General features: G+C 67.3%; 19 protein-coding genes. 6 read left to right on the top strand and 13 right to left on the bottom strand.

Annotated features, from left to right (window positions below):
• Positions 1-179 precede the first annotated feature (179 nt).
• Both EX88_RS0116715 and EX88_RS0116710 read right to left on the bottom strand, forming a co-directional pair.
• Positions 180-758 (bottom strand): response regulator transcription factor, encoded by a 579-nt coding sequence (locus EX88_RS0116715; RefSeq protein WP_036149219.1) that lies wholly within the window; start codon positions 756-758, stop codon positions 180-182.
• Between the two features lie 158 nt (positions 759-916).
• Positions 917-3,505, bottom strand: a complete 2,589-nt coding sequence (locus EX88_RS0116710) for a glycoside hydrolase family 3 protein (protein WP_081931122.1) — start codon at positions 3,503-3,505, stop codon at positions 917-919.
• A 134-nt stretch (positions 3,506-3,639) separates the two neighbouring features.
• Here EX88_RS0116710 and EX88_RS0116705 point away from each other — a divergent pair, with 134 nt between their 5' ends.
• Complete coding sequence (locus EX88_RS0116705) at positions 3,640-4,665, top strand: LacI family DNA-binding transcriptional regulator (RefSeq protein WP_031373134.1); 1,026 nt, start codon at positions 3,640-3,642, stop codon at positions 4,663-4,665.
• Positions 4,666-4,754: 89 nt separating this feature from the next.
• On the opposite strand, the gene EX88_RS0116700 is transcribed toward EX88_RS0116705, so the two are convergent.
• The 9 genes from EX88_RS0116700 to glnA form a co-directional block, all read right to left on the bottom strand.
• Entirely contained in the window at positions 4,755-6,317 is a 1,563-nt protein-coding gene (locus tag EX88_RS0116700) for a sodium/sugar symporter (RefSeq protein WP_031373133.1), read from the bottom strand.
• 275 nt (positions 6,318-6,592) lie between these two features.
• Positions 6,593-9,259, bottom strand: a complete 2,667-nt coding sequence (locus tag EX88_RS0116695; RefSeq protein WP_031373132.1) for a TonB-dependent receptor — start codon at positions 9,257-9,259, stop codon at positions 6,593-6,595.
• A gap of 472 nt (positions 9,260-9,731) precedes the next feature.
• Positions 9,732-11,114: a S8 family peptidase gene (locus EX88_RS0116690; protein WP_031373131.1), complete on the bottom strand. Its 1,383-nt coding sequence runs from the start codon at positions 11,112-11,114 to the stop codon at positions 9,732-9,734.
• A 535-nt stretch (positions 11,115-11,649) separates the two neighbouring features.
• On the bottom strand, positions 11,650-12,009 hold the full coding sequence (locus tag EX88_RS0116685; RefSeq protein WP_031373130.1) for a VOC family protein: 360 nt from the start codon (positions 12,007-12,009) through the stop codon (positions 11,650-11,652).
• 23 nt (positions 12,010-12,032) lie between these two features.
• Positions 12,033-12,884, bottom strand: a complete 852-nt coding sequence (locus EX88_RS0116680) for a helix-turn-helix domain-containing protein (protein ID WP_031373129.1) — start codon at positions 12,882-12,884, stop codon at positions 12,033-12,035.
• Between the two features lie 221 nt (positions 12,885-13,105).
• The gene (locus EX88_RS0116675; protein WP_081931120.1) at positions 13,106-14,479 is read right to left on the bottom strand and encodes an ammonium transporter; all 1,374 of its coding nucleotides are present in this window, start codon (positions 14,477-14,479) and stop codon (positions 13,106-13,108) included.
• Between the two features lie 20 nt (positions 14,480-14,499).
• Complete coding sequence (locus EX88_RS0116670; protein WP_031373127.1) at positions 14,500-14,838, bottom strand: P-II family nitrogen regulator; 339 nt, start codon at positions 14,836-14,838, stop codon at positions 14,500-14,502.
• A gap of 46 nt (positions 14,839-14,884) precedes the next feature.
• The gene (locus EX88_RS0116665) at positions 14,885-15,688 is read right to left on the bottom strand and encodes a TorF family putative porin (RefSeq protein WP_051885219.1); all 804 of its coding nucleotides are present in this window, start codon (positions 15,686-15,688) and stop codon (positions 14,885-14,887) included.
• A gap of 574 nt (positions 15,689-16,262) precedes the next feature.
• Positions 16,263-17,672, bottom strand: a complete 1,410-nt coding sequence (gene glnA, locus EX88_RS0116655; RefSeq protein ID WP_031373125.1) for a type I glutamate--ammonia ligase — start codon at positions 17,670-17,672, stop codon at positions 16,263-16,265.
• A gap of 290 nt (positions 17,673-17,962) precedes the next feature.
• On the opposite strand from glnA, the gene EX88_RS0116650 reads away from it, so the two are divergent.
• The 5 genes from EX88_RS0116650 (at position 17,963) to EX88_RS0116630 (ending at position 21,891) form a co-directional block, all read left to right on the top strand.
• Complete coding sequence (locus tag EX88_RS0116650) at positions 17,963-18,769, top strand: undecaprenyl-diphosphate phosphatase (RefSeq protein WP_031373124.1); 807 nt, start codon at positions 17,963-17,965, stop codon at positions 18,767-18,769.
• 31 nt (positions 18,770-18,800) lie between these two features.
• Positions 18,801-19,292 (top strand): DUF2750 domain-containing protein, encoded by a 492-nt coding sequence (locus tag EX88_RS0116645; protein WP_031373123.1) that lies wholly within the window; start codon positions 18,801-18,803, stop codon positions 19,290-19,292.
• An 85-nt stretch (positions 19,293-19,377) separates the two neighbouring features.
• On the top strand, positions 19,378-19,881 hold the full coding sequence (locus EX88_RS0116640) for an META domain-containing protein (protein WP_031373122.1): 504 nt from the start codon (positions 19,378-19,380) through the stop codon (positions 19,879-19,881).
• Between the two features lie 127 nt (positions 19,882-20,008).
• A complete protein-coding gene (locus EX88_RS0116635) occupies positions 20,009-20,938 on the top strand; it encodes a DUF4377 domain-containing protein (protein ID WP_031373121.1) in 930 nt (309 codons plus the stop codon).
• A 98-nt stretch (positions 20,939-21,036) separates the two neighbouring features.
• Positions 21,037-21,891, top strand: a complete 855-nt coding sequence (locus EX88_RS0116630) for an META and DUF4377 domain-containing protein (RefSeq protein WP_031373120.1) — start codon at positions 21,037-21,039, stop codon at positions 21,889-21,891.
• Between the two features lie 24 nt (positions 21,892-21,915).
• Here EX88_RS0116630 and EX88_RS24685 read toward each other — a convergent pair whose 3' ends face one another.
• Positions 21,916-22,389: an RDD family protein gene (locus EX88_RS24685; RefSeq protein WP_051885217.1), complete on the bottom strand. Its 474-nt coding sequence runs from the start codon at positions 22,387-22,389 to the stop codon at positions 21,916-21,918.
• Between the two features lie 139 nt (positions 22,390-22,528).
• Positions 22,529-23,155, bottom strand: a complete 627-nt coding sequence (locus EX88_RS0116620) for a YbhB/YbcL family Raf kinase inhibitor-like protein (protein ID WP_031373118.1) — start codon at positions 23,153-23,155, stop codon at positions 22,529-22,531.
• Positions 23,156-23,217 lie beyond the last annotated feature (62 nt).

Here is a 23,217-nt window from a genome sequence, read left to right as displayed (position 1 = left end):
ACAAAAGAAAGTAACCCGCCGCTTTAGTGGCGGAAGCTTTTGGCGTTTGATCCTGACCTTGACCTTGCTTGATCGCTTCGAAGCAAGACCATCACAGCGCGGTCGCGACTTGCGTCGCTCCTACCCTGGGCTCCAGCCGATGGCGTCGCAAGACTGATACGGCGCAGGCCACCCCAACCTCAAAACCCGATCAAACCGCGCTCCGGCCCCGGACGTTTACCCAGTTTTCGCTGCAAAGAGCGGCGATGCATCCCAAGCAAACGCGCGGTAGCGGAGATGTTGCCGCCGGTATCGGTCAGGGCCTGCTGGATGTGCTCCCACTCCATCCGCCGCAACGGCATCATCGTCTCCGGCGCGGGCAGCACCGGGGGCGTGTCGCACGACTCCAGTCCGAGCACGGCGAGGATGTTGGAGATGCTCGCCGGTTTGGGCAGATAGTCGTCGGCACCGCGCTTGATCGCGTCGACCGCGGTGGCGACGCTGGCGTACCCGGTCACCAGCACGATGCGCATGTCGGCGCGCAGCTCGCGCAAGGGACGGATCAGTTGCAGGCCAGATTCGTGTCCCAGTTTGAGGTCGATCAGGGCGAAGGCCGGCACTTGCCGCAGGGCCAGTTCCAGGGTTTCGGCGATGCTCGCCGCGGTGCGGGTTTCGACGCCGCGGCGGCCCAGGCTGCGCTGGAGGGTCGCGGCATAGGCCATGTCGTCGTCGACGATCAGGCCGCTGAGGAGCGGACGTGCACTGCTCGATGCGTTCATGCGCGGCATCCTAGTCGATGCCCGCGCGGCGGGCCTGCGGCAAACTGCCACAGGACAAACTGTCCAGGGTGTGGTGCCCCCTCACCCCAACCCCTCTCCCGTGAACGGGAGAGGGGCTAAAGCGATGACGCGGGCGCCCACGATTGCGACGAGGCGGCTTATTGGCGCTTGCAGTCCGCGACCCGGTCGGCGTCGGTGCCATAGGCCACTTCGTGCAGGGTGATCGTCGTCCCGGCCGAGGCCTGCAGGCCGAACGGCACCTCGAGCTTGGCCATGTCGGCGCCGCCGGCACGCACGCATTTCAGGGGCACGCCGATGCGCAGCCACTGGCCGCGCGGCAGGCCGCGCAAGGTGTCGCCGAACGGTACCTTGGACCCGCACTTCGGCCCGCAGGCGGCGATCAGGTTCGTCTCGCCCGCGCCGACCGCGTCGACTTTGAGGTCGATCAGCAACTGCACGTCGCCGTTGGTCTCGCGCACCAGTTCGACCGGCGTGTCGGCGACCCATTCCACCTTGGCATCGCCGTTCCATTGCAGGCGCCAGGCGTCTTCCTGCGCCTGGTAGTCGACCGCGGTGATCGCGAGCGCGCGATCCGCGGTCGCCAGCGGCGGCTTGCTCGCTTCGCCGTGCTTGCCCTGCGAATCGACGCGCAGGCGCCAGGCGCGCGGCAAGGCGCCGCGGCCGAGGAACTGCATCGAACGTTGATCGAGATCGGCCGTGCCCGGGTCCTCCGACAAGGCCGCGACCTCGCCGCCGCGGGCATAGCTCAGGCCATAGCCGAAGGCGAACTGCGGTGCATAGTCCTTGTCGCCGACATTCGCCACCTGCACCGCGGTCTTCGGCCACGAGTACGGCAACCTGCCCTTGAAGTCGTGGGCGATGCCGCCGTGGCCGTCGCGCAGCAGCACGTCGGCGATGCCGCCGCCTTCCGAACCCGGCAACCACGCAGCGACAAAGGCATCGGAGGCGTTGATCTCGCGATTGACCCACAGCGGCCGGCCCGACAGCAGCACGCTGACCACGGCGATGCCCTGCGATTTCAGGCGCTTGATCAGTTCGAGTTCCGGATTGCGGGTCGGCCGGAACGCGAGCGTGCGCAGGTCGCCCTGGAATTCGGCGTACGGGTCCTCGCCGTAGACGACGATGGCGACGTCGGGCTTGCTCTTGTACTGGCCGTCGACGGCGAGTTCGGCCTGGCCGCCCGCGGCCTGGATGCCCTCGCGCAGGCCCGACCAGATCGATTGCGCATTCGGGAAGTCGCCTGGTTTCAGGCCGGTGCCCTGCCAGTTCAGGGTCCAGCCGCCGGACTGCTTGGCGATGTTGTCGGCGCCATCGCCGGCGACCAGGATGCGTTGCTGCGGCCGCAACGGCAGCAGGCCGCCCTGATTCTTCAGCAACACCAGCGACTCGCGCACCGCCTGGCGCGCGACCGCGCGATGCTCGGGGCTGCCGAGCACCTCGAACTTGCCGCCGAGCGGGCGCTTGGACGGTGCGCCGGCTTCGAACAGGCCCAGACGCAGTTTGACCCGCAGGATGCGCGCCACCGCATCGTCTAGCCGCGCCATCGCGATCTCGCCGCTGCGCACTTGCTTGAGCGCGTTGTCGTAATAGCCACGCCAACTGTCGGGCGCCATCAGCATGTCGACGCCGGCATTGAACGCCGCCGCACAGTTCTCATTGCTGCAACCGGTCAGCTGCCCGTGCGCGTTCCAGTCGCCGACCACGAAGCCGTCGAAGCCCATGCGCTGCTTCAACACCTGGGTCAGCAACTCGCGGTTGCCGTGCATCTTCTGGCCCTGCCAACTCGAGAACGAGGCCATCACCGTCTGCGCGCCGGCTTCCAGCGCGGGCGGATAACCGGCGCCGTGCACGTCGCGCAGTTCGGCCTCGCCGATGTGGGCATCGCCCTGGTCGCGGCCCTCTAAAGTCCCGCCGTCGGCGAGGAAATGCTTGGCGGTGGCGATCACGTGCGCGCCGTCGAGGAATTGTTTGCTGCCGAGCTTGCCCTGCAGGCCTTCGATCGCCGCCGCGGCATAGCTGGCGACCACCCGCGGGTCTTCGGAATAGCCTTCGTAGGTGCGGCCCCAGCGATCGTCGCGCGGCACCGTCAGGGTCGGCGCGAAGGTCCACTCCATGCCGGTCGCGCGTACTTCCGCCGCGGTGGCCTCGCCGATGCGCCGGATCAGTTCGGGGTTGCGGGTCGCGCCCAAGCCGATGTTGTGCGGGAACAGGGTCGCGCCGATCAGATTATTGTGACCGTGCACCGCGTCGATGCCGAACAGGATGGGGATCGCGACCTTGCCGTCGCTGGCGTCCATCGATGCCGCATAGAAGCGGTCGGCGATGTCCAGCCACTCCTGCGGCGGCGCGTCGTAGCGCCCGCCGGGCTCGGAAATGCCGCCGGGTTCGGAGTTGCCGCCGGCCAGTACCGAGCCCAGATGGTACTTGCGCACATCCTCGGGCGTGGCGCTGTTGATGTCGGCCTGGACGATCTGGCCGACTTTTTCCTCTACGCTCATCTTCGCCATCAGCTCGGCGATGCGCCGCTCCAGCGCCTCGTCGCGCGGCAAGGGCGCCTTCAGCGCCGGCCAGTGGGCCGGATCGATCTTGGCTACGCCCTCGGCCGCGACGGCCAAGGCCGGCAACAAGGCGAGGGCGAGCGCGCACAGCCGCCAGCGCCCCCGCGAGCGGCACACTTGGATCGATGGAACCGCGGCGCGAACGCGTTCGCTCGTCGTTGCATTCATGGTTCACTCCTGTTGGGGCGATACGATGGGGCACGATCTGCGAATCCGTTCGTCGTCGTCGCGCGCAATAGATGAGTATTCGGCGCGCATTCTGGCAAAATGCGCAGAACACGCGGCAAGGGAAACGACCGGTCATGCGAGTACGCATCGAAGATGTAGCGGAAGCGGCGGGCGTGTCGATGAAGACCGTCTCGCGCGTACTCAACCAGGAACCGAACGTCAGCGAGGACACGCGCAAGCGCGTCGAAGCCGCCGCGCGCAAGTTGCAGTACCGCCCCAATCCCTCGGCGCGCAGCCTCGCCGGCCAGCGTTCGTTCCTGGTCGCGCTGCTCTACGACAACCCGTCGAGCAACTATCTGATGGAAGTGCAGGCAGGCATGCTCGATGCCTGCATCGCCCATCACTACAACCTGATGCTGGCGCCGGTGACCTACGGCGAACGCAAATTCGTCGCCCACGTCGACGAGATCATCCAGCACTCGCGCGCCGACGGTCTGGTGTTGACGCCGCCGCTGACCGATCACCCCGGCCTGATGAAGCGCCTCGGCCAGCTCGGCATTCCCTACGCCAACATCTCGCCGAAACTGCGCGGCGGCCGCATCGGCGTGGTCCTCGACGAAGAACGCGCGGTGCGCGAGATGATGGCCCACCTGGTCTCGCTGGGTCATCGCCGCATCGCCCACATCAAGGGCCATCCCGAACACGGCGCCAGCCAGTGGCGCTTGAACGGTTATCGCGACGGTCTTGCCGCGGCCGGCATCGCCTACGATCCCGAACTGGTGATCGACGGCGACTTCCACTACGACACCGGCGCGATCTGCGCCCAGCGTCTGTTGTTGATGGCGGATCGGCCGACCGCGATCTTCGCCGCCAACGACGACATGGCCGCGGGCACGATCCGCACCGCCAGCGAGATGGGCTTGTCGATTCCGGGCGACGTGTCGGTGTGCGGCTTCGACGACACGCCGATCGCGCGCCAGATCTATCCGCCGCTGACCACGGTGCGCCAGCCGACGCGCGAGATGGGCCGCCTGGCGACCCACGAGTTGTTCAAGCGCATCAAGGCGCCCGACGGCGGTCAGATGATCACCGCCGGCTACGAGCTGCAGTTGCGCCAGTCGACCGGTCCGATCGGCAAGGGCCGCACGCGCCGGCGCTGAGCCGGCGCACGGGCGATGCGCCGAGGCGATATGCGCGGCGCGCGGCGCCCGCCGGGCTCGCGCGCTCGCACTTACCAGAACAGCCGCGCTCACCAGAACAGCGTGTACAGCGCGACCAGGATCGCCAGCACGGCGATCGCGGCGATGTTGAACGAAGGCGCGGTGGCAAAGCTCACGCCGTCGGTATGGATGCGGTCGCGACCGGCGCCGGACGGCGTCAGCAAGGACACCGCGACCGCCAGGATCGCCGCCAGTACGAACACCACGCCGACGCGGTTGACGAAGGGCAGCTCCGGCCAGGCTTGCTTGAGCACGATCGACAGCGCCAACGAGCCCACCGCCGCGGCGAGTGCGCCGGCTTCGTTGGCGCGCTTCCAGAACAGGCCGAGCACGAAGATCACCACGATGCCCGGGGTGAAGAAGCCGGTGTATTCCTGGATGTACTGGAAGCCCTGATCGAAGCTGCCTAGCAGCGGCCGCGCGGTCAGGATGCCGATCGCGATCGACACCGCCGCGGTGATGCGGCCGATCCGCACCAGCTTTCGCTCCGACGCATCCGGGCGGTGCTTGGCGTAGAAGTCGAGGGTGAAGATGGTCGCGACCGAATTGATCTTCGACGCCAGCGAGGCCACGATCGCCGCGATCAGGGCCGCGAACACCAGGCCCAGCGCGCCGGTCGGCAGCAGCGCCATCATCGCGGGGTAGGCATCGTCGTTGCGTTCCAGGCCCGGCGCCAGCATCACCGCGGCGATGCCCGGCAGCACCACGATGATCGGCAGCACCAGCTTCAGGATCGCGGCGAATACGATGCCTTTCTGCGCCTCGCGCAGGTCCTTGGCGGCCAGGGCGCGCTGGATGATGTACTGATTGAAACCCCAGTAGCTGACGTGCGCCACCCACAGGCCGCCGACCAATACGCCGATGCCGGGCAGATCCTTGTAGAAGGGGCTGTCCGGCGGCAGGATCATCTTGAAGTGCTCAGGATGCGTCGCCCACAAGGTCTTGAAGCCGGCGACGATGCCGGCGCCATCGCCGATCTTGCTCAGGGTCAGCCCGGCGACCAGCAAGCCGCCGAGCACCAGCAACGACACCTGCACGATGTCGGTCAACGCGACCGCCTTGAGCCCGCCGTACAGCTGATAGGCCAGGGCGAAACCGCCGAGCAGGCTCAGCGCCAGCATCTGGTCCATACCGGTCACCTGCACGATCGCCAGCGAACCGAGCCACAGGATCGAGGTCAGGTTGACGAATACGTACAGGCCGAGCCAGAACACCGCCATCAGGGTGCGGATGCGGGTGCCGTAACGTTCCTCGAGGAACTGCGGCATGGTGTAGATGCCGTTGCGCAGGAAGATCGGCAGGAAGAACTTGCCGACCACCAGCAAGGTCGCCGCCGCCATCCATTCATAAGACGCGATCGCCAGGCCGAGCGCATAGCCGGACCCGGACATGCCGATGATCTGCTCGGCGGAGATGTTGGCGGCGATCAGGGACGCGCCGATCGCCCACCACGGCAGCGCCTTGCTGGCGAGAAAGTAATCCTTTGCGGTTTTCTCGTGCCCGGGTTTCTCGCGCGAGACCCACTGCGCGAGAGCGAACACGCCGGCCAGGTAGACCAGGACGATGAGGGCGTCGAGCAGGGAGAGTTTCATGCGGTCCTATCTGTCCGGGGCGGTGTCTTCGCCGTTCTACGCGCTGCCGTGCGGCGCGGCCATGGTCGCGGCCGCTGTTCATCGATGAATTCGATTGCAGTGGCTAAGTGTGCTGCGCGGGAGGCGGCGCGGCGGCGGGAAGATGGCGCACGGAAACTCGTCGAACGCCCCCCGGTCTTCGCCCACGTCCGCTTCGAATCCCCTTCGCCCCGCCCGCACGCCGTGGAGGTTCGCGCGGAGCGGAGCGAGGGGCTTGGGACGCGGTACGACAGCCATCAGAAGTTCCAGCGCACCCGCACGCCGTAGCTGCGCGCATCGTTGAGGAAGCGCGTGTTGACGCCGGAGCCGACCAGGGCCTTCTGCGACACGTCCTTGTTGGTCAGGTTGCTGCCCCAAACCTCGACCCGCCAGGCGCCGTCGAGCGTGGTGAAACCGGCGCCGGCGTTGATCTGGGTAAAGCCCTTCTGCTCGTCGGGGAAGCCCGCGGTCGCCGACTCTTCGATACGGTCGACGGTGCCGGCAGTGTCGCGCAGGAAGATCACGTCGCGGTCGTTGTACTGGGTCAGGAAGAACGACGAGCGATACGCAGCCAGCACCTGCCAGTCGAAGGTGCCGCGCGAGAACTCGATGGCCTGTTGCAAACGCGCATTGAAGGTGTATTTGGACGACAGCGGCAGGTCGTTGCCGGACAGGTCGATCTGCGAGGTGATGCCGCCGTTGCCGAAGTCCTGGCTGCGCACGTCGGCGACGATGCCCTCCTTGATCTCGGTCTGCAGGTACAGCGCATTGAGGTCGAGGGTGAAACCGCCGCCGAAGCGCAGGCGGCTTTCGGCCTCGATGCCGTACAGCTCGGACTTGCCGACGTTGCGATTGACCAGGGCGAAACCGGTGGCCTCGCCGTCGGGGTTGAAGGCAATCACGCTGAGGTCCTGGAAGACCTGGTCGTCGTAGTCGTAGTAAAAGCCGCTGACGTTGAAGGTCGAAGTGCGGCCGAGGAACTCGAAGGAGTTCTTCGAGCCGATTTCGAACGCGGTCAGTTTCTCCGGCTTGTAGGTTTCCGGAATCACGTTGACGTCGAAGCTGTCGTTGAAACCGCCGGCCTTGTGGCCGGTGGAGACGGTCGCGTATAGCAGGTTGCGCTCGCTGAGGTCGTACTCGAAGCCCAGGCGCCAGTCGATGAAGTCGAATGCGCTCGAGCCGTGCTGCGCCGACGGCACGCCCAGCACGAGAAAGCTGTGCTGGCCGTTAGCCGGGCAGTTGACGGTGTTGCCGCCGGTGTCGGGGCGGTCGACGCAGGTGCCGTTCGGGCGGCTGCCATCGACGATGCCGGCGAGTTGTTGCTGCATGGTGTCGCGCGCGCCGGCCTGCAGGATGCCCTGCAGCAGGAAACGGGCGAGGTCGGCGTTGCTGGTCAGGCCGGTCACCTCGAACGAGGGCCGGTCGAGCAGGGTCGGCTTGAAGCCTTCGGTGCCGAGGCGGGTCTGGAACACGCCGCCGTCGCCGCCCAGGCCGATGGTCCAGTTGCCGCCGATGCCGTCGCGCGACTTGCGCTCGTCGGTGTAGCGCACGCCGCCCTTGACCCGCAGGCGCTCGTTGACATCGAAGGTGCCGTCGCCGAACGCCGCCCAGGACTTGCCGTCGACATCGGGCATGGTGAATTCGGTGCCCGAGTAGAACGCGCCCTTGTCGGCGAGGGCCATGAAACCGACCTGCTGCTTCTCGTGGAAATAGAAGCCGCCGGTGGTCCAGCGGAAGCGCGCATCGTCGTCGGACGACAGGCGCAGCTCATGGGTCTGCGACTGCGAGCGCGCCTGCAGGTAGTTGGTGCCGAAATTGTCGTAGTCGATGCCGCCCCAGGTCGCCGGCTCGCCCGGCGGCCGTGCGCGCAGGTCGCGCCCCGGCCAGGTATTGCCGTCGGCGGCGGCATTGATCTGGAAATAATCGACGTCGCGGTAGCTGCCGTTGTACTCCAAGGCGACGCCGCCGAAATCGTAGCGGACCGTGCCCTGGAAGCCCCACAGCTTGTTGTCGACCTTGCCCTGCACGCCGCGGTAGATGACATCGCGCATGTCGATGTCTTCGGACGTATAGCCTTCCTGCGCGGCGCGGAACAGGCCGGCGCCGGGATAACCGGTGCCGAGTTCGCGGCCGACGTCGAGCATCGCGAACACCGACAGCTTGTCGTCGGGTTCGTACAGGAACGACAGGCGTCCGGCGCTGTCGTCCTGGATGCCGGCCGGGTCGAGGTGCTGCCACAGGCCGACGTTCTTGAAGCCGGCGTGCTTCTCGAGGTGATAACCGGCGAAGCGAAGCGCAGCGTATTCGCCGAGCGGGAAATTCAGCGCGGTCTCGTAGCCCTTCTGATCGCGGTTGCCGACCTCGCCCTGCACGTAGCCGCTGAACTGGCCGCCAAGCTCGGGCTTCTTGGTGACGATGTTGAGGGTACCGGCCAGCGCGTTGCGGCCGCGCAGCGTGCCTTGCGGGCCCTTGTTGATCTCGACGCGTTCGAGGTCGTAGAACATGCCGCCAAGGCCGCGCGGACGCGGGATGTAGGCGCCGTTGACGTGCGGCGCGGCGCCGGGGTCGCCGAGTTCGGTGTTGTTGGACGAACCCACGCCGCGGATGAAGACTTCGGTTGCGCCTTCCTGGTTGGCGATGCTCAGGCCCGGCACGGCGACCTGCATCTGGCGCAGTTCGTTGTTGATGCCCAGCCCGCGCAGATCGTCCTGCGACAGCGCCTGCGCGGTGCCGGCGTACTTCTGCAGGCTTTGCTCGCGGCGTTCGACGGTGACGATCACCGAATCCAGATCGGTCGCCTCTTTGCCCGATGCGGGCTGCGCATCGGCGGGCGTCGACGCGCTGTCCTGGGCGGCGGCATGGCCGGCCAACAACGCGGCGAAGATCGCGAAACTCAAGGTCGAACCGCGGACACGCTGGTGCATAGGCACGTTCATCAGGACATCCCCTCCCCGGGGCCGGCTGCGAGCCGATCGTGTTGTCTGTGGTGTGAGCGCGCCGGGCCGACAGGCCGGCGGCAGTGCGCAAAGCTTGTAGCGCGGCTATGACAGCGCTGTCAACTTGCGGACAGGATGCGGCAATGCAGCATGGTTGCATCGCACAACCGATCGCCGCGGCGAGGCCAGGACGACTGTCCCAAGGGAGCGTGATGCGGATCACGCGCAACGCGCATTCACCGAGGCGTAAGCGTTTTCAACGCGCGCGCGGCGACTGCGCGTCTGCGACCAAAGTCGATGGCGTAAAGGATCGCGTCAATGGAACTCGCAGCACATTGCTCGCCCGTGCATGCGCACGGGTTTGCGCAATGCATCACGCGCGCGCGCACGGCGCCGCGCCAACGAAGAACCCCGGCCTAAGCCGGGGTTCCTGGCACTGCCTTGCGAACGAGAGATGCGGTTACGGCATCGCGTCGGTGGCCGCATCGGCGTTGACGATGCCGGTACCGATCAACTGCGGCGGCACCGGCGGGATCGGGAACGGACGCGCGGTGGCCTTGATCAGGCGTTCGATCACCGCCGGCACTTCGTCGGGCGCCGGCTTGGACTGCATCAACGCGACCACGCCGGCCACGAACGGTGCCGCCATCGAGGTGCCGTTGTAGTTCGCGTAGCTGGGTGCGCCCGGCGTGGTCGCGCCGGTGTTGAGCGTGGACAAAATCCCCACGCCCGGCGCCGCCACGTCGACCACGCTGGTGGTGCCCCAGTTCGAGAAGCTGGCCTTACCGCCGGCCGAGGTGCTGGCGCCGACGGTGATTACGTTCTGGCAACTCGCCGGCTGGAAGTTGGCGGCGTTGGCGTTGCTGTTGCCGGCCGCCACCACCACGGTCACGCCGCGCTGCACCGCGCCGTTGATCGCATTCTGGAAGGTCGAACTGCAGGTGCCGCTGCCACCGAGGCTGAGATTGATGACCACCGCCTTGTTGGCGCCGACCGCAGGCACGCCGGCGACGGTGCCGCCGGAAGCCCAGGTGATTGCATCGGCGATGTCGACCAGGGTGCCGCCGCACTTGCCGAGCGCGCGCGCGGTCAGCACCTTGGAGCGGAACGCGGTGCCGGCCACGCCGGTCTGGTTGTTGGTGACCGCCGCGGCGATGCCGGTGACGTGGGTGCCGTGCCAGCTCGACGGGTTGGTGCCGCACCAATCGCCCGGGTCGGCCGGATTGCTGTCGCGGGCGCTGCCGTCGTTGGCGGTGGTGACGTTGGTGATGAAGTCGTAGCCGGTCGGCGTGGTCAGGTTGGCGGCGAGGTCGGGATGCGTGGTGATGCCGGTGTCGATCACCGCGATGATCTTGCCCTGGCCCTGAAAACCGTTGTCCCAGGCGGTGTTGGCGCGGATGCCGCCGGCGGCGCCGTGCAGGCCGTACTGCGAGGGATAGCTGGGATCGTTCGGGGTCAGGATCGGCTGGAAGATCGAGTTCGGCTCGACGTATTCGACATCGGGGTTGGCGGCGATCTGCTGCATCAGCGTGGTCGCTTCGACCACGTCGAGCGGACGGCTGACTTCGATCAGCTCGGCGCCGGTCGAGACCGGGCCGGCGTGCTTGATGGTCAGGTTCTTCTGCCCAAGGGTGCCGATGGCGGTGCTGAGTTCGCGCTGGAAATCCAGGGCTTTCGGCGCACCCGACTTATAGGCGACGACGAAGCCGGCGACCGGCCGGTCGGGATCGAGGCTGCTGAGGTTGACGCGGTCGGCGGCGAAGGCCGGCGCGGCGAGCAGGATGGATACGGTGGCGACCGCCAGCGCATGCCGGCGGAGCTTGGACTTTGATGGCTGAGACATTGCGAAACTCCCGTGAGGTTTCGTAAGCCGCACAATGCGGCGGAACCGTCCTGGTTCTCTCTCGCGATCGACTGTTGGAGGGACTGCTGCCTAGCGCGAGCGCGTCCGGACGTGGAGCGGACACAGCGCTATGTCCGCGCTAGGCAGCCTAGGCGCTCATGCCGCGCGCGCAAGGCGCAAATGCATCTGCATCACACCGCATTCGTGAACCCGCCGGATGGATACGGGATTCGCTCGCAGGCATCGCGCGCTGGCTGAACGAGTCGCTTGCGCGGGCGCGGTTCGCGCGGGTTCGTTCGAGTTGCGACGCCACGCGTGAAGACTTTGCCCGGCGGTTTTTTCGCCATTGGAAAGTTGCAACCGAGAGTGGCGCGGCAAGGCGCGGCGGACGATTCGCCGACAGGAATTGAGCGCGTGCACCGCAGGCGCGGCGCATCGGCCGTCCGGCCACGGTCGTGTCGATGACCTTGCCGCATCCGCCATGTCATACCCGACCGCGGGCGATCCGCCGCGCGGCGATGGCCGTCTCGCCGGCTTATTCCATGTACACGGCTTCGACGTTGTGGCCGTCGGGATCGAGCAGAAAGGCGGCGTAATAACCCACGCCATAGTCCTCGCGCAGGCCGGCACCGCCGTTGTCGCGGCCACCGGCCTTGACGCCGTCGCGATGGAAGCCGTCGACGGCGGCGCGGCTTTCGGCGCGAAAAGCGACATGCGCGCCGCCGCGCGCGTCGGCGTCAGGATACAGCCACAGTGCCGGCGCATCCTTCGGGCCGAGCCCGGCGCCGCTGTCGTCGCTGGAGCCGACGACATGGCCGAGCGGCTTCAGTGCGGCACGGTAGAACTTCAGGCTGGCGGCGAGATCGCGCACCTTCAAACCGATATGGTCGTACATGGCATAACCTCCTTGAAGGGAGGTCAGCTTGCGACGATGCGGCCGATGCGTTCTTGGAAAATCTTGCGGTCGCCGCGCGCCGCCTGGCGGAACCGGCGCGGCGAGACGCCCGCAGCGCGATGAAAGCTGCGGCTGAAGTTGGACAGGTCGGCAAAACCGCTGTCGTAGGCCACCTCGGTGATCGCCCGCTGCGGGTCGGCCAGCATCGAGGCGGCGCGGCGCAGGCGCGCGCGCAACAGGTACTGGTGCGGGGTGACGCCGAGCGCGTCGGCGAACAGGCGCAGGAAATGGAAGGCGCTGAGCCCGGCGATGCGCGCGCCGTCGTCCAGGCCGACGGCGCGATGCGCATTCGCGTCCAGCCACATCGCCGCCTCGACCGCGCGGCGGCGGTCGGCGGCGCGCGGCCGTGGCCGCGTACTGGCCGTACCTTCGACGGTGTCGACGCAACGCCGCGCCAGCAGCAGGCCGACTTCGTCGACGCCAAGGTCGCTGCGCCCTTCGGCGGCGGCCTGGGCGAGTTCGCCCCAGACCATCAACTCCGGCAAGGGCGGCACGCCGCCAGCGCGCCACAGCGCGCTGTGTGCACCGAGTTCGTCGACGAGTTCGGGCGACAGATGGAACGACAGGCATTCGTCGCCGCAGCCGTGATGCTCGTGGGTGCACAGGAATTCGTCGCCGGCGTGGCCGATCAACAGACTGCCGGCGACGAGCTCGTAGGCCTCGCCGCGCACGCGATAACCGAAGCTGCCGCGGCGGACGTAGGAGATGCAGTGACTGCGATGGCGCTCGACGAAGGGCGCATCCTGTGGACCGGCCCCGCAGCGGTAATCGACCGTGCAGAGCGATGCGCCTTCACTGAGCGGGGTGATGTGCATGCGGCCGATGCTAGGCCCGGGTGCAGGCGGTGGCAATGGCCGAATCCGGGATTTCCTGCCGATGGCGGCCCTCACCCCAACCCCTCTCCCATGAACGGGAGAGGGGCTGTGCGGCGTCTAGCAGCAGATGCGAGAGGAGAGGAACGGGAAACTAGTTCAGTGTCGGGCCCCACTCGTTCCTCATTCCTAGTTCCTAGTCACTCGTTCCTCTCTCCCCCAACTCAGCTCTCGTAAGCCGACTCGCCATGGGTGGTGATGTCGAGGCCTTCGCGCTCGGACTCCTCCGGCACGCGCAAGCCCACCAGCAGCTTGACGATCGCGAAGGCGATCACCGAGACCACGCCCGACCAGACCACGGTGATGCCGACGCTCAGCGCCTGCACGCCGACCTGCTGGGCGATGGTCTCGTTGCCGGCGCCGAGGCCGAAGCCGCCGAGCGCGGGCGAACTGAACACGCCGGTCAACAACGCACCGATGATGCCGCCCAGGCCATGCACGCCGAACACGTCGAGGGCGTCGTCGGCGCGCAACAGGCGCTTGAGGCCATGCACGCCCCACACGCAGACCGCACCGGCGATCGCACCGATCGCGATCGCGCCGAACGGGCCGACCGTGCCGCAGGCCGGAGTGATCGCGACCAGGCCGGCGACCACGCCCGAGGCGCCGCCGAGCATCGACGGCTTGCCCTTGATCACCTTCTCGACCAGGCTCCAGGCCAACGCCGCCGCGGCCGTGGCCAGCAAGGTGTTGAGGAAGGCCAGCGCCGCACCGGCGGTGGCTTCGAGGTTGGAGCCGGCATTGAAGCCGAACCAACCCACCCACAGCAGCGACGCGCCGATCATGGTGAAGGTGACGTTGTGCGGCTTGATCGCCTCGCGTCCGTAACCCACCCGCTTGCCGACGAAGTAGGCGCCGACCAGACCGGCGATGCCGGCGTTGATGTGCACCACCGTGCCGCCGGCGAAATCGATCGCGCCCTTGGCGAACAGATAACCGTCGGGCCCGTACCAGACCATGTGCGCGATCGGCAGGTAGGCGAAGGTGAACCAGATCGCCGAGAACAGCAGCACCGCCGAGAACTTGATGCGCTCGGCGAAGGCGCCGACGATCAGCGCGCCGGTGATGCCGGCGAAAGTCGACTGGAAGGCGATGAAGACGTACTCCGGCAGCGACACGCCGGCGGTGAACGTTGCTGCGAGCGAGGCCTTGTCGACGCCCTTGAGGAACAGCTTGTCGAAGGTGCCGATGAAGGCGTTGCCGCCGCCGAAGGCCAGCGAGTAACCGTAGGTCACCCACAGCAGGACGATCAGCGAGAACACCGCCAACACCTGCATCAGCACCGACAGCACGTTCTTGGAGCGCACCAGGCCGCCGTAGAACAGGGCCAGGCCCGGTACCGTCATCAACAGCACCAGCAGGGTCGAGGTCAGCATCCAGGCGACATCGCCCTTGTCGACCACGGGCGCGGCCGCGGCGGCGGCCTCCTGCGCGTGCGCGGCGCCGGCCGACAGCAGCGCCAGGGCCGGCGCGGCGGTCAGCGCCAGAGCGCGGGTGATCCGCTCGCGCGAGCGGGAATCGATCGTCGTGTCTTTCATTTCGTTTCTCGCGTGGAGGGTCACAGGGCGTCGTCGTCGAGCTCGCCGGTGCGGATGCGCACCGTGTTCTCGACCGGCAGAACGATGATTTTTCCGTCGCCGACCTTGCCGGTGCGCGCGGCGTTCTGGATCGACTCCAAGGCCGCGTCGAGCAGGCTGTCGGGGACGGCGCACTCGATCTTGAGCTTGGGCAGGAAATCGACGACGTACTCGGCGCCGCGGTACAACTCGGTGTGGCCCTTCTGGCGTCCGAAGCCTTTGACTTCGGTGACGGTGATGCCCGATACGCCGACTTCCGTCAGCGCCTCGCGCACCTCGTCGAGCTTGAACGGGCGGATGATGGCAATGATCAGTTTCATCTCGCGGCTCCGTGGTGGTTCGTGTGCGGTCGTGCGCGGGGCGTGCTCAGAACGCCTTGCTCACGGTCAGGGTGAAGGCGTCGTCGGCCAGGAAGTTGTCGTGGGCGTTGGTGTACAAGGCCTGCTCGGCATCGGTGTCGCTGTAGGCGGCGGCGACCGAGAAGCCGTTGTCGAAGCTCTTGGTCACGCCCACTTTCCAGTCGGCGTACTCGAAGTCCCTGTTGTGCTCGATCCACTGCTTGCCGCCGTGGACGTTGAGCGTCCAGCCCGGCTGGAAGGTCCAGTTGAGGTTGGCGTCGAGGTAACCGCTGCCGTCGGAATCGGCGTAACCGAACAGGTCGGTCACGGCATAGGAATATTTGAGCCCGACCGACACCGTCTCCGACGGCGCCAGCGTGCCGCCGAGGTAGATCTCGGTGGTGTCCGGGCTGTTGAAGCCGCTCGGGTAGTCGCCGGGGTAGTAGTAGGTCAGCACGCCGACGTCGTAGGAGAACAGCTCGCCGGCCTTGCCGCGGTAACCGGCGTAAGCGTCGAGTTCGAGGCTGTTGGAGATGTCGTCGCCGATCACCACGGTGTCCGACAGCCAACTGACGTTGCTGCCCCAGGCGCCGACGTAGAAACCGCTGTCGTGCGCGTACTCGATACCGCCCTGCAAGGCGGGGTTCTGGTTGTTCTGCGACACCCCACGGAACAGGTAGTCGCTGGTCAGGCTCACCGAGCCCGAGGTTCCGGCGTGCGCGGTCGTGGCCGCGAGCGCGGCGAACGCGAGCGCGATGGCGAGCGCCGCCTTGGCCAGCGCGGTCTTACCGGCGGTGGCGCCGGCGTGTTCGGTTTTGCGATGTAACGACATGACGCAGGCTCCTCATAAGCGGTGGCCCCTCCCCGGTCATTGCTTCGTTGCGCTCCGGCCGCGTCGACGCCTTCGTCGTACTCGTGCCGGAGGTGGACGCGCGGGCGGACTCTGCGGTCCGCGCCTGCGTCGAATGGCTGTCCTCCTGTCGGTGCGGTCGTCCTGGCATCGCGCGGGTCGATCGGTCGCGGCTCGATGGCTGCGTACTCGTCGCGTCGGCTGCGTTGCGTCGGTCGATCGTTTCTGGGTTTCGGGGTTTGCGGTTCTGCTTCGGTTTTCGGTTTTCGGTCCGGGACTTTGCGTTGCGTGTCCTGGGTTTGTTCGGGCAAGCCGCTCCCGCGACGTCGACCTCAGGCCGATATCGGGTGGCGTGGGCGAGTGGCGTCGCCCGGGTGGGTTCGTCTTCCCTGAAAGCGACACGGCCCGGAGCGTTAGCCCCGGGCCGTGTGCTGGTTACCGCATGTCGCGCATCGCGTCCGCGCGCCGCCGCGAGGCATCCCGCCGCGCCGCATCGAAGCGGCGCGGGCGATCGGGACGGCAGGCGGGTGGCGGCAGGGCGTAGGCGCTCATGTGATCAGACCGCGTAGTACATCTGGTATTCGAGCGGATGCGTCGCGGCGCGGAACTTGGTCACTTCCTGCATCTTCAGCGAGATGTAGCTGTCGATGAAGTCGTCGGTGAACACGCCGCCGGCCTTGAGGAAGTCGCGGTCCTTGTCGAGCGCTTCGAGCGCCTGATCGAGCGAGTGGCACACGGTCGGGATGCCCTTCTCCTCTTCCGGCGGCAGGTCGTAGAGATCCTTGTCGCTCGGCGCGCCCGGGTCGATCTGGTTCTTGATGCCGTCCAGGCCGGCCATCATCAGTGCGGCGAAAGTCAGGTAGCCGGACTGGATCGGGTCGGGGAAGCGCATCTCGATGCGGCGCGCCTTCGGGTTGGCCACGTAGGGAATGCGGCAGCTGGCCGAACGGTTGCGGGCCGAATAGGCCAGCATCACCGGTGCTTCGTAGCCCGGCACCAGGCGCTTGTAGCTGTTGGTGCCCGAGTTGGTGAAGGCGTTGATCGCGCGCGCGTGCTTGAACACGCCGCCGATGTACCACAGCGCCATCTGCGACAGGCCGCCGTAGCCGTCGCCGCTGAACAGGTTGACGCCGCCCTTGGCGAAGGACTGGTGCACGTGCATGCCGCTGCCGTTGTCGCCGACGATCGGCTTGGGCATGAAGGTCGCGGTCTTGCCGTTGCGGTGGGCGACGTTCTTGATGATGTACTTCATCGTCAACAGCTCGTCGGCCTTGGCGACCAGCGAGTTGAACTTGGTGCCGATCTCGCACTGGCCGGCGTTGGCGACTTCGTGGTGGTGCACTTCGACTTCGATGCCGACCTGCTCGAGGGTCTTGCACATCTCGGCGCGGATGTCGTGCAGCGAGTCGAGCGGGGCGACCGGGAAATAACCGCCCTTCACGCCCGGACGGTAACCGCTGTTGCCGCCTTCGTATTCCTTGCCCGAGTTCCAGGCGGCTTCTTCCGAATCGATGTGGAAGAAGGTGTGGCCCATCTCATTGGCGTAACGGACCGAGTCGAAGATGAAGAATTCGGGTTCCGGGCCGAAGAAGGCCTGGTCGGCGACGCCGCTGGACTTCAGGTAGGCCTCGGCGCGCTTGGCGACGCCGCGCGGATCGCGCGAGTAGGCCTGCATGGTCGCCGGGTCGAGGATGTCGCAGGTCAGCACGACGGTCGGATCGGCGGTGAACGGGTCCAGGAACGCGGTCGAGGGATCCGGCAGCAGGATCATGTCCGACTCGTTGATGCCCTTCCAGCCGCTGATCGACGAACCGTCGAACATCTTGCCGTCTTCGAACAGCGAGGGCTCGACGATGGACTTGGGGAAGGTCACGTGGTGCTGCACGCCACGCATGTCGGTGAAACGCAGGTCGACGAATTCGACCTTGTGATCCTTGATGAGCTTTTCGACCTGTTCGAGAGACATGTTCGTTCCGGGAATGGGGAGTCGGGTGAAAGAGTCGTGCAACACGAGGGCATTGAAGCCGCCTGCCTATTGGGGAAGCAAGCGTCGTGCCAACTTTCAGTCGCCGGTAAGCCAATGAAATAAAAGCGAATCCTCGATTCACTGCCGACAGAACGCACCAAATGAGCGCAACCAAGCAAGCAATCGCACCAAATTAGTGCAGCACGCTTTCCGTTATTCTGGCGCGCCGCCGCGAACCCCCGATCGCGCCGCCGGCGTCCCGACTCCCCGACCCAAGACCCCCGCCCCTAATGACCGACCTGCTCGCCGCCCTGCTTCTCGGCATCATCGAAGGCATCACCGAATTCCTGCCGATCTCCAGCACCGGCCATCTGCTGATCGCGCAACACTGGCTCGGGCATCGCTCCGACCTGTTCAACATCTCGATCCAGGCCGGCGCGATCCTGGCCGTGGTGGTCATCTACTGGCGCCGGCTGTGGACGTTGGCGACCGGCTTCGGCCAGCGCGACAACCGCGACTACCTGTTCAAGCTCGCCCTCGCCTTCGGCGTAACCGCGGTGCTCGGCATCGCGGTCAAGAAGGCCGGCTTCTCCCTGCCCGACCAGGTGCTGCCGATCGCCTGGGCGTTGGTGCTCGGCGGTGTGTGGATGATCGCGGCCGAGCATTTCGCCGCCAAGCGCGCCGCCGCGCTCGGCGAACGCAGCGAGATCACCTGGACCGTCGCGACCCTGGTCGGCATCGCCCAGGTCGTCGCCGGCGTGTTCCCGGGCACCTCGCGCTCGGGCGCGACCATCTTCATCGCCCTGCTGGCCGGCACCACCAGCCGCGCCGCGGCGACCGAGTTCACTTTCCTGATCGGCATCCCGACCATGTTCGCGGCCAGTGGCTACGAACTGCTCGGCGTGCTCGGCACGCCCGCCGCGGCCAACGAAGACTGGAACGCGCTCGCGGTGGCCTTCGTCGCCTCGGCGGTGACCGCCTTCATCGCGGTGAAGTGGCTGTTGCGCTATATCCAGACCCACCGTTTCACCGCGTTCGCGATCTACCGCTTCGTGTTCGGCGCAGCGCTGTTGCTGTTGATGCCCTCCGGTAGCTGATCGCATCGCCCCACCGGCAGGAGCCGCCGCCATGAACGAAGCAGATCGCGCCGCCGAACAAGAGTTGCTCGACTACGCGCAGTTGTCCGGACCCGAGCGCTACGCCGCCTTCGTCGCGGCCATCGCAGGCACCGGGCAGTTGTGGGTCGCCGAATCCGGCGAATTCGTCCTGACCCTGTTCGACGCCGACGGCCAGGAACTGCTGCCGGTATGGCCCTCGACGGGCACCGCGCGCGCCGCCCTGGCAGCCGCGCCGAACCTCAAGGGCTATGCGCCGGTGCTGCGCGAGTTGGAAGCCTGGCGCGCGAAGGCCGCACCGGCGCTGACCGAAGCCGGCCTCGGCGTCGGCGTGTTCCCGAACACGACGATGCAGTGCGCGGTGGTCACCCCGGCGGAACTGCTGGGGCATATCGACGCCGTGCTCGCCGACGAAAGCGAGCAGGAAGACGACGGCGACGGCCGCCTCGACCTGGAGCGCGCCCAGCGCGAACTGGCGCAAAAGTTCGCCAAGCCGAAGTCCTGAACCCCGCGCGGCGCGACGGCGCGTTCGCCCAGGAGCCGCGGGCGCTGTCGTGCCCGCAGCGCATCCCCTTCGACAAGGAGTCGGCATGCACCGGATCTGTTCTGCCGCAGCGCTCGCCGCGGCGCTCGCGGCCTGTTCGCTGTCCTCATCCGTCGCATCGAAACGCTCGGCCCCGACAGATCCGCTGCCGCAGACCCAGGCCGGCTTGTTGCGCGCCTTCGATTGGTATCCGCTGGAGGCCACCGATGCGCAAGGCCGTCGCGTCGGCGAGCTGCGCGGAGCGCGTCGACGCGGCTTGCATGTGCGCTTCGGCGACGAGAGCTATCGAGTGAAAGGGGCCTGCAACACCATCAGCGGCGCCTATCGGGTCGAAGGCGAACGGATCGTGCACGACGAACGGCTCGACGCGGTACAAACCGTGGCGGGCTGCCGCGGCGGCGCGGCGATGGAGCGCGCCTTTTTCGCCCAGCCCCTGATCGGCGCGCATTTCTTCATCGACACCCGCGGCCGCGCGCCGGTCCTGCGCCTCACGGCCGACGACGGCGCGCACATGCAGTTGATCGGCCTGCCGGCCGCGCCGGCGCGCTGAAACGCGGGCGGGCGCGAGCTGTTTCCTTCTTCGACAACGTGACCGAACCCGCATTTATCCACGTCGCGGCGATGGCGCGCGACGGCACGCGCGACCCAGGCTATGCCATCTCGCCGAGGAGGCCCTCATGCCCACGCCATCTTCCGTTTCCACCCATCGCTACCGTGCGCCTCTGCTGACGCTGGTCGCCGCCCTGCTCACGGCCGCCTGCAGCAGCGGGGCCGGCGATCTGCCCGGCCATACTTCGGCGGCGGCGGCGACCGAGCCCGAACCCACCGCCAAACCGGGCGACGCGCGCCCGGCCGCGGTGACGCAGCGCCCGCCACCGCCGAAACCGGATCCGGGCCCGCAAGGCCTGGTCGGCTATCGCTGGCAGATACTGCTCGCGACCGCGGCCGACGGCCGCGCGCTGCCGGAGCTGCAGCCGAACGCGTTCTCGCAAATCCATTTCGAGTTCGGCGACGACGGACGCCTGACGATCGACGGGCACTGCGGCGAAATGTCCGGCAACTATCGCCTGCGCGGCGATGTCCTCGAGGTGTCCGATGAAGTTCAACAGGCCCTCGGCTGTGTCAACCATCTCGCCCAGGCGACTTCGATCGCGGTCCACGAATACCTGCTCTCGCCTTACCGCTACCGCCTGGAGGGCCGGGGCGTGCGCCAGCGCCTGCACTTGACCAGCCGTAACGGCACCCAGTTGGTCTTGCAGACCGCGGATGCGCTGTGGGGCAGCAAGCCGGTCGAGATGACGCTCGAGGTCGCGGCGAAAGAAGTCGATTGCGAAGGCCTGCTGGTCGCCGCATCCCGTTGCCTGTGGGTGCGCGAGCTGCATTACGTCCTCGGCCGGCGGGTGTCGGCCTCGGATTGGCATCGCTTCTACGGCCTTATCGAGGGCTATCGCCATTCACCCGGGGCGCACGAACTCGTCCATGTTCGCCATTACCCGCTGATGCTGCGCGGCCGGCTCGTAAGCTCGTATGCGCTGGACTACGCCACGCCCTCGACCCCGGAACCGACCCATGTGAACGGCAGCGTAGGCGGAGCGGTCGCCCAATGATCGGCCCTGGCCGACCCGCGGCTGAACGCGGCCAACCCCATGGCCCGCGCACGGCCGTTGATCCTGTCTTCGCAGCAAACAATGGATCATCGCGCCCCATGACTATCACTCGCCCCCTCGTTTTGTCCGCCGCCGCGCTGTCGCTCGCCCTGCTTGCCGCCTGCGCCGCGCCTTCCCACAACACCGGCAACGGCGACACCGCCAAGCTCGCCCACGACAGCGCCGCGCCGGCCGATGCCGCGCCGGCGACTTCCGCCATCGACCTGGGCGGCTACAAGTGGAATCTCGACTCGGCCACCGACAACGCCGGCAAGCCGATCGCCGCGCTCCAGCGCGAAGGCAAGTACGGCCTGCAGCTGAGCTTCGTCAAGGACCGCCTCGGCGTGTCCGGCGGCTGCAACCACGTCGGTGCGATGTACGCGCTCAAGGGCGACCGTATCGAGGTCAAGCAGTTCCAGACCACGCTGATGGCCTGCCAGGACCAGCGCCTGATGCAGATGGACAGCGAGATCTCCAAGCAGCTCGAAGGCAGCGCGAAGTTCGCCATCGAAGGCGAGGCGCCGCAGCCGCGCCTGCTGCTGACCACCGCCTCGGGCAGCACGCTGAGCCTCAGTGGCGAGCCGACCGCGGAAACCCGTTACGGCAGCGCCGGCGCGACCGTGTTCTTCGAGGTCGACGCGCAGCGCCGCACCTGCCCGCATCCGCTGATGCCCAAGCACCAGTGCCTGTGGGTGCGCGAGCGCAGCTACGACGCCAACGGCGTGTCGCAGGCGCCGGGCGAGTGGCAGTTCCTGTACCAGGACATCGAGGGCTACAAGCACGAAGCCGGCGTGCGCAACGTCGTGCGGGTCAAGAAGTTCGACATCAAGAACCCGCCGGCCGACGCTTCGTCGGTGGCCTACGTGCTCGACATGGTGGTCGAGAGCGAACTGGTGCCGGCGCCGAAGTCGTAAGCCTCCACTGCGGACGCGCTGGGCTCAGCGCGTCCGCACCACCAGGGTCTTCGGCAGACGGTCGTGCCAGCCGGCAGGACGGCGACTGTCCGAGAACAGCACCGAAAACGGCTCGAACGGGATCAGGCGCGCGACACTGCGCCCGATCACCTGCCCCCAACTCGGCGGACGCCCCTGCTCGTCGACCACGCGGGTGCCGGTGATGAGCTTGCCCACGGTGACGCCGAACATGCCTTCGAGCGGGATGTAGTAGATCAGCATCAGGCCCACGCCGATGGCGTAGTCGCGCAGCAGGTTCGGCTGCTCCATCCAGGCCAGCGCGCCTTCCCCGGCGAACAGAAGGTAGGCGAAGGCCAGCACGAAGCCGATCGCATAACAGGCGATGAAATCGATGAAGTAGTTGAAGAAGCGCCGGAGGAAGCTCGCCGCCTCCAGCTTCGCCATGCGCTCGTCCGCATGCACGTCGGTCTGCGGTGCGTGATACGGGTTGTCGTCCATGTCGGTCGTGCTCCCTGTCGGTCCCGAAGCGGGCCCCCTCGGCGGACTCTAGGGCAACCGACAGCGCGCCCGCAATCGCGGTGCGCGCCGCTCCGGTGCCGATGCACGCTCGCCCAGCGGCGATGCCGTGCGCCGTCGATCAGCCGGCGACCGCCGGATTCAACGCATACGTCGCATAGGTCGTGGCCTGGCCCAGCACGTGGCCCTGCATCGCGTACAGCACCTCGCCGGCGGTGAAACGCGCTTCCACCTCGAGGCGCTCGACGTCGAGGGCGAACACGCGGAAGAAATAGCGGTGCAGGCGCAGGTCGTTCGGCGGCGGGAAGGCGCCGTCGTAGCCGTACCAGTCGCCGGCCATGTCCGGGTTGCCGACGAACCAGCCGGTGTAATCGTTGATGCCCTGGCGCGCGCCCGCCGGACCGGCCGGGTTCTGCTTGCCGTGCGCGGTCACGCCGTCGCTGCAGCTGCCGGCGGCGATCTCGGTGACGGCGGCAGGGATATCGATCATCGCCCAGTGGAAGAAATCGCCGCGCACCTGGTCGACCGGGATCTGCACGTCGTCGCGGTCGACCATCTCCGGCACGGTCGGCGCATCCGGGTCGATGCACAACAGCGCGAACGAGCGCGTGCCGGCCGGCACCCCGTCCCAGGCCAGGTGCGGATTGCGGTTGGCGGCGAAGCCGAAACCCTCGGCGGTGGCCTGGCCGGCGGCGAACTCGGCCGGCAGACGCTTACCGTGCTCGAAACTGTTGCTGTGGATACGCATGTCGGGCTCCTGCATCGACGGCGCCGTCAGCGCGGCGTCCGTGTCGTGGGTAGGGAGGACGG

This window comes from Lysobacter antibioticus, assembly GCF_000731095.1.
In the GTDB taxonomy this organism is placed as follows: Bacteria; Pseudomonadota; Gammaproteobacteria; order Xanthomonadales; family Xanthomonadaceae; genus Lysobacter; species Lysobacter antibioticus_B.
Note: the sequence above shows the minus strand (reverse complement) of the source record. Positions and strands in the feature narration are given on the sequence as shown.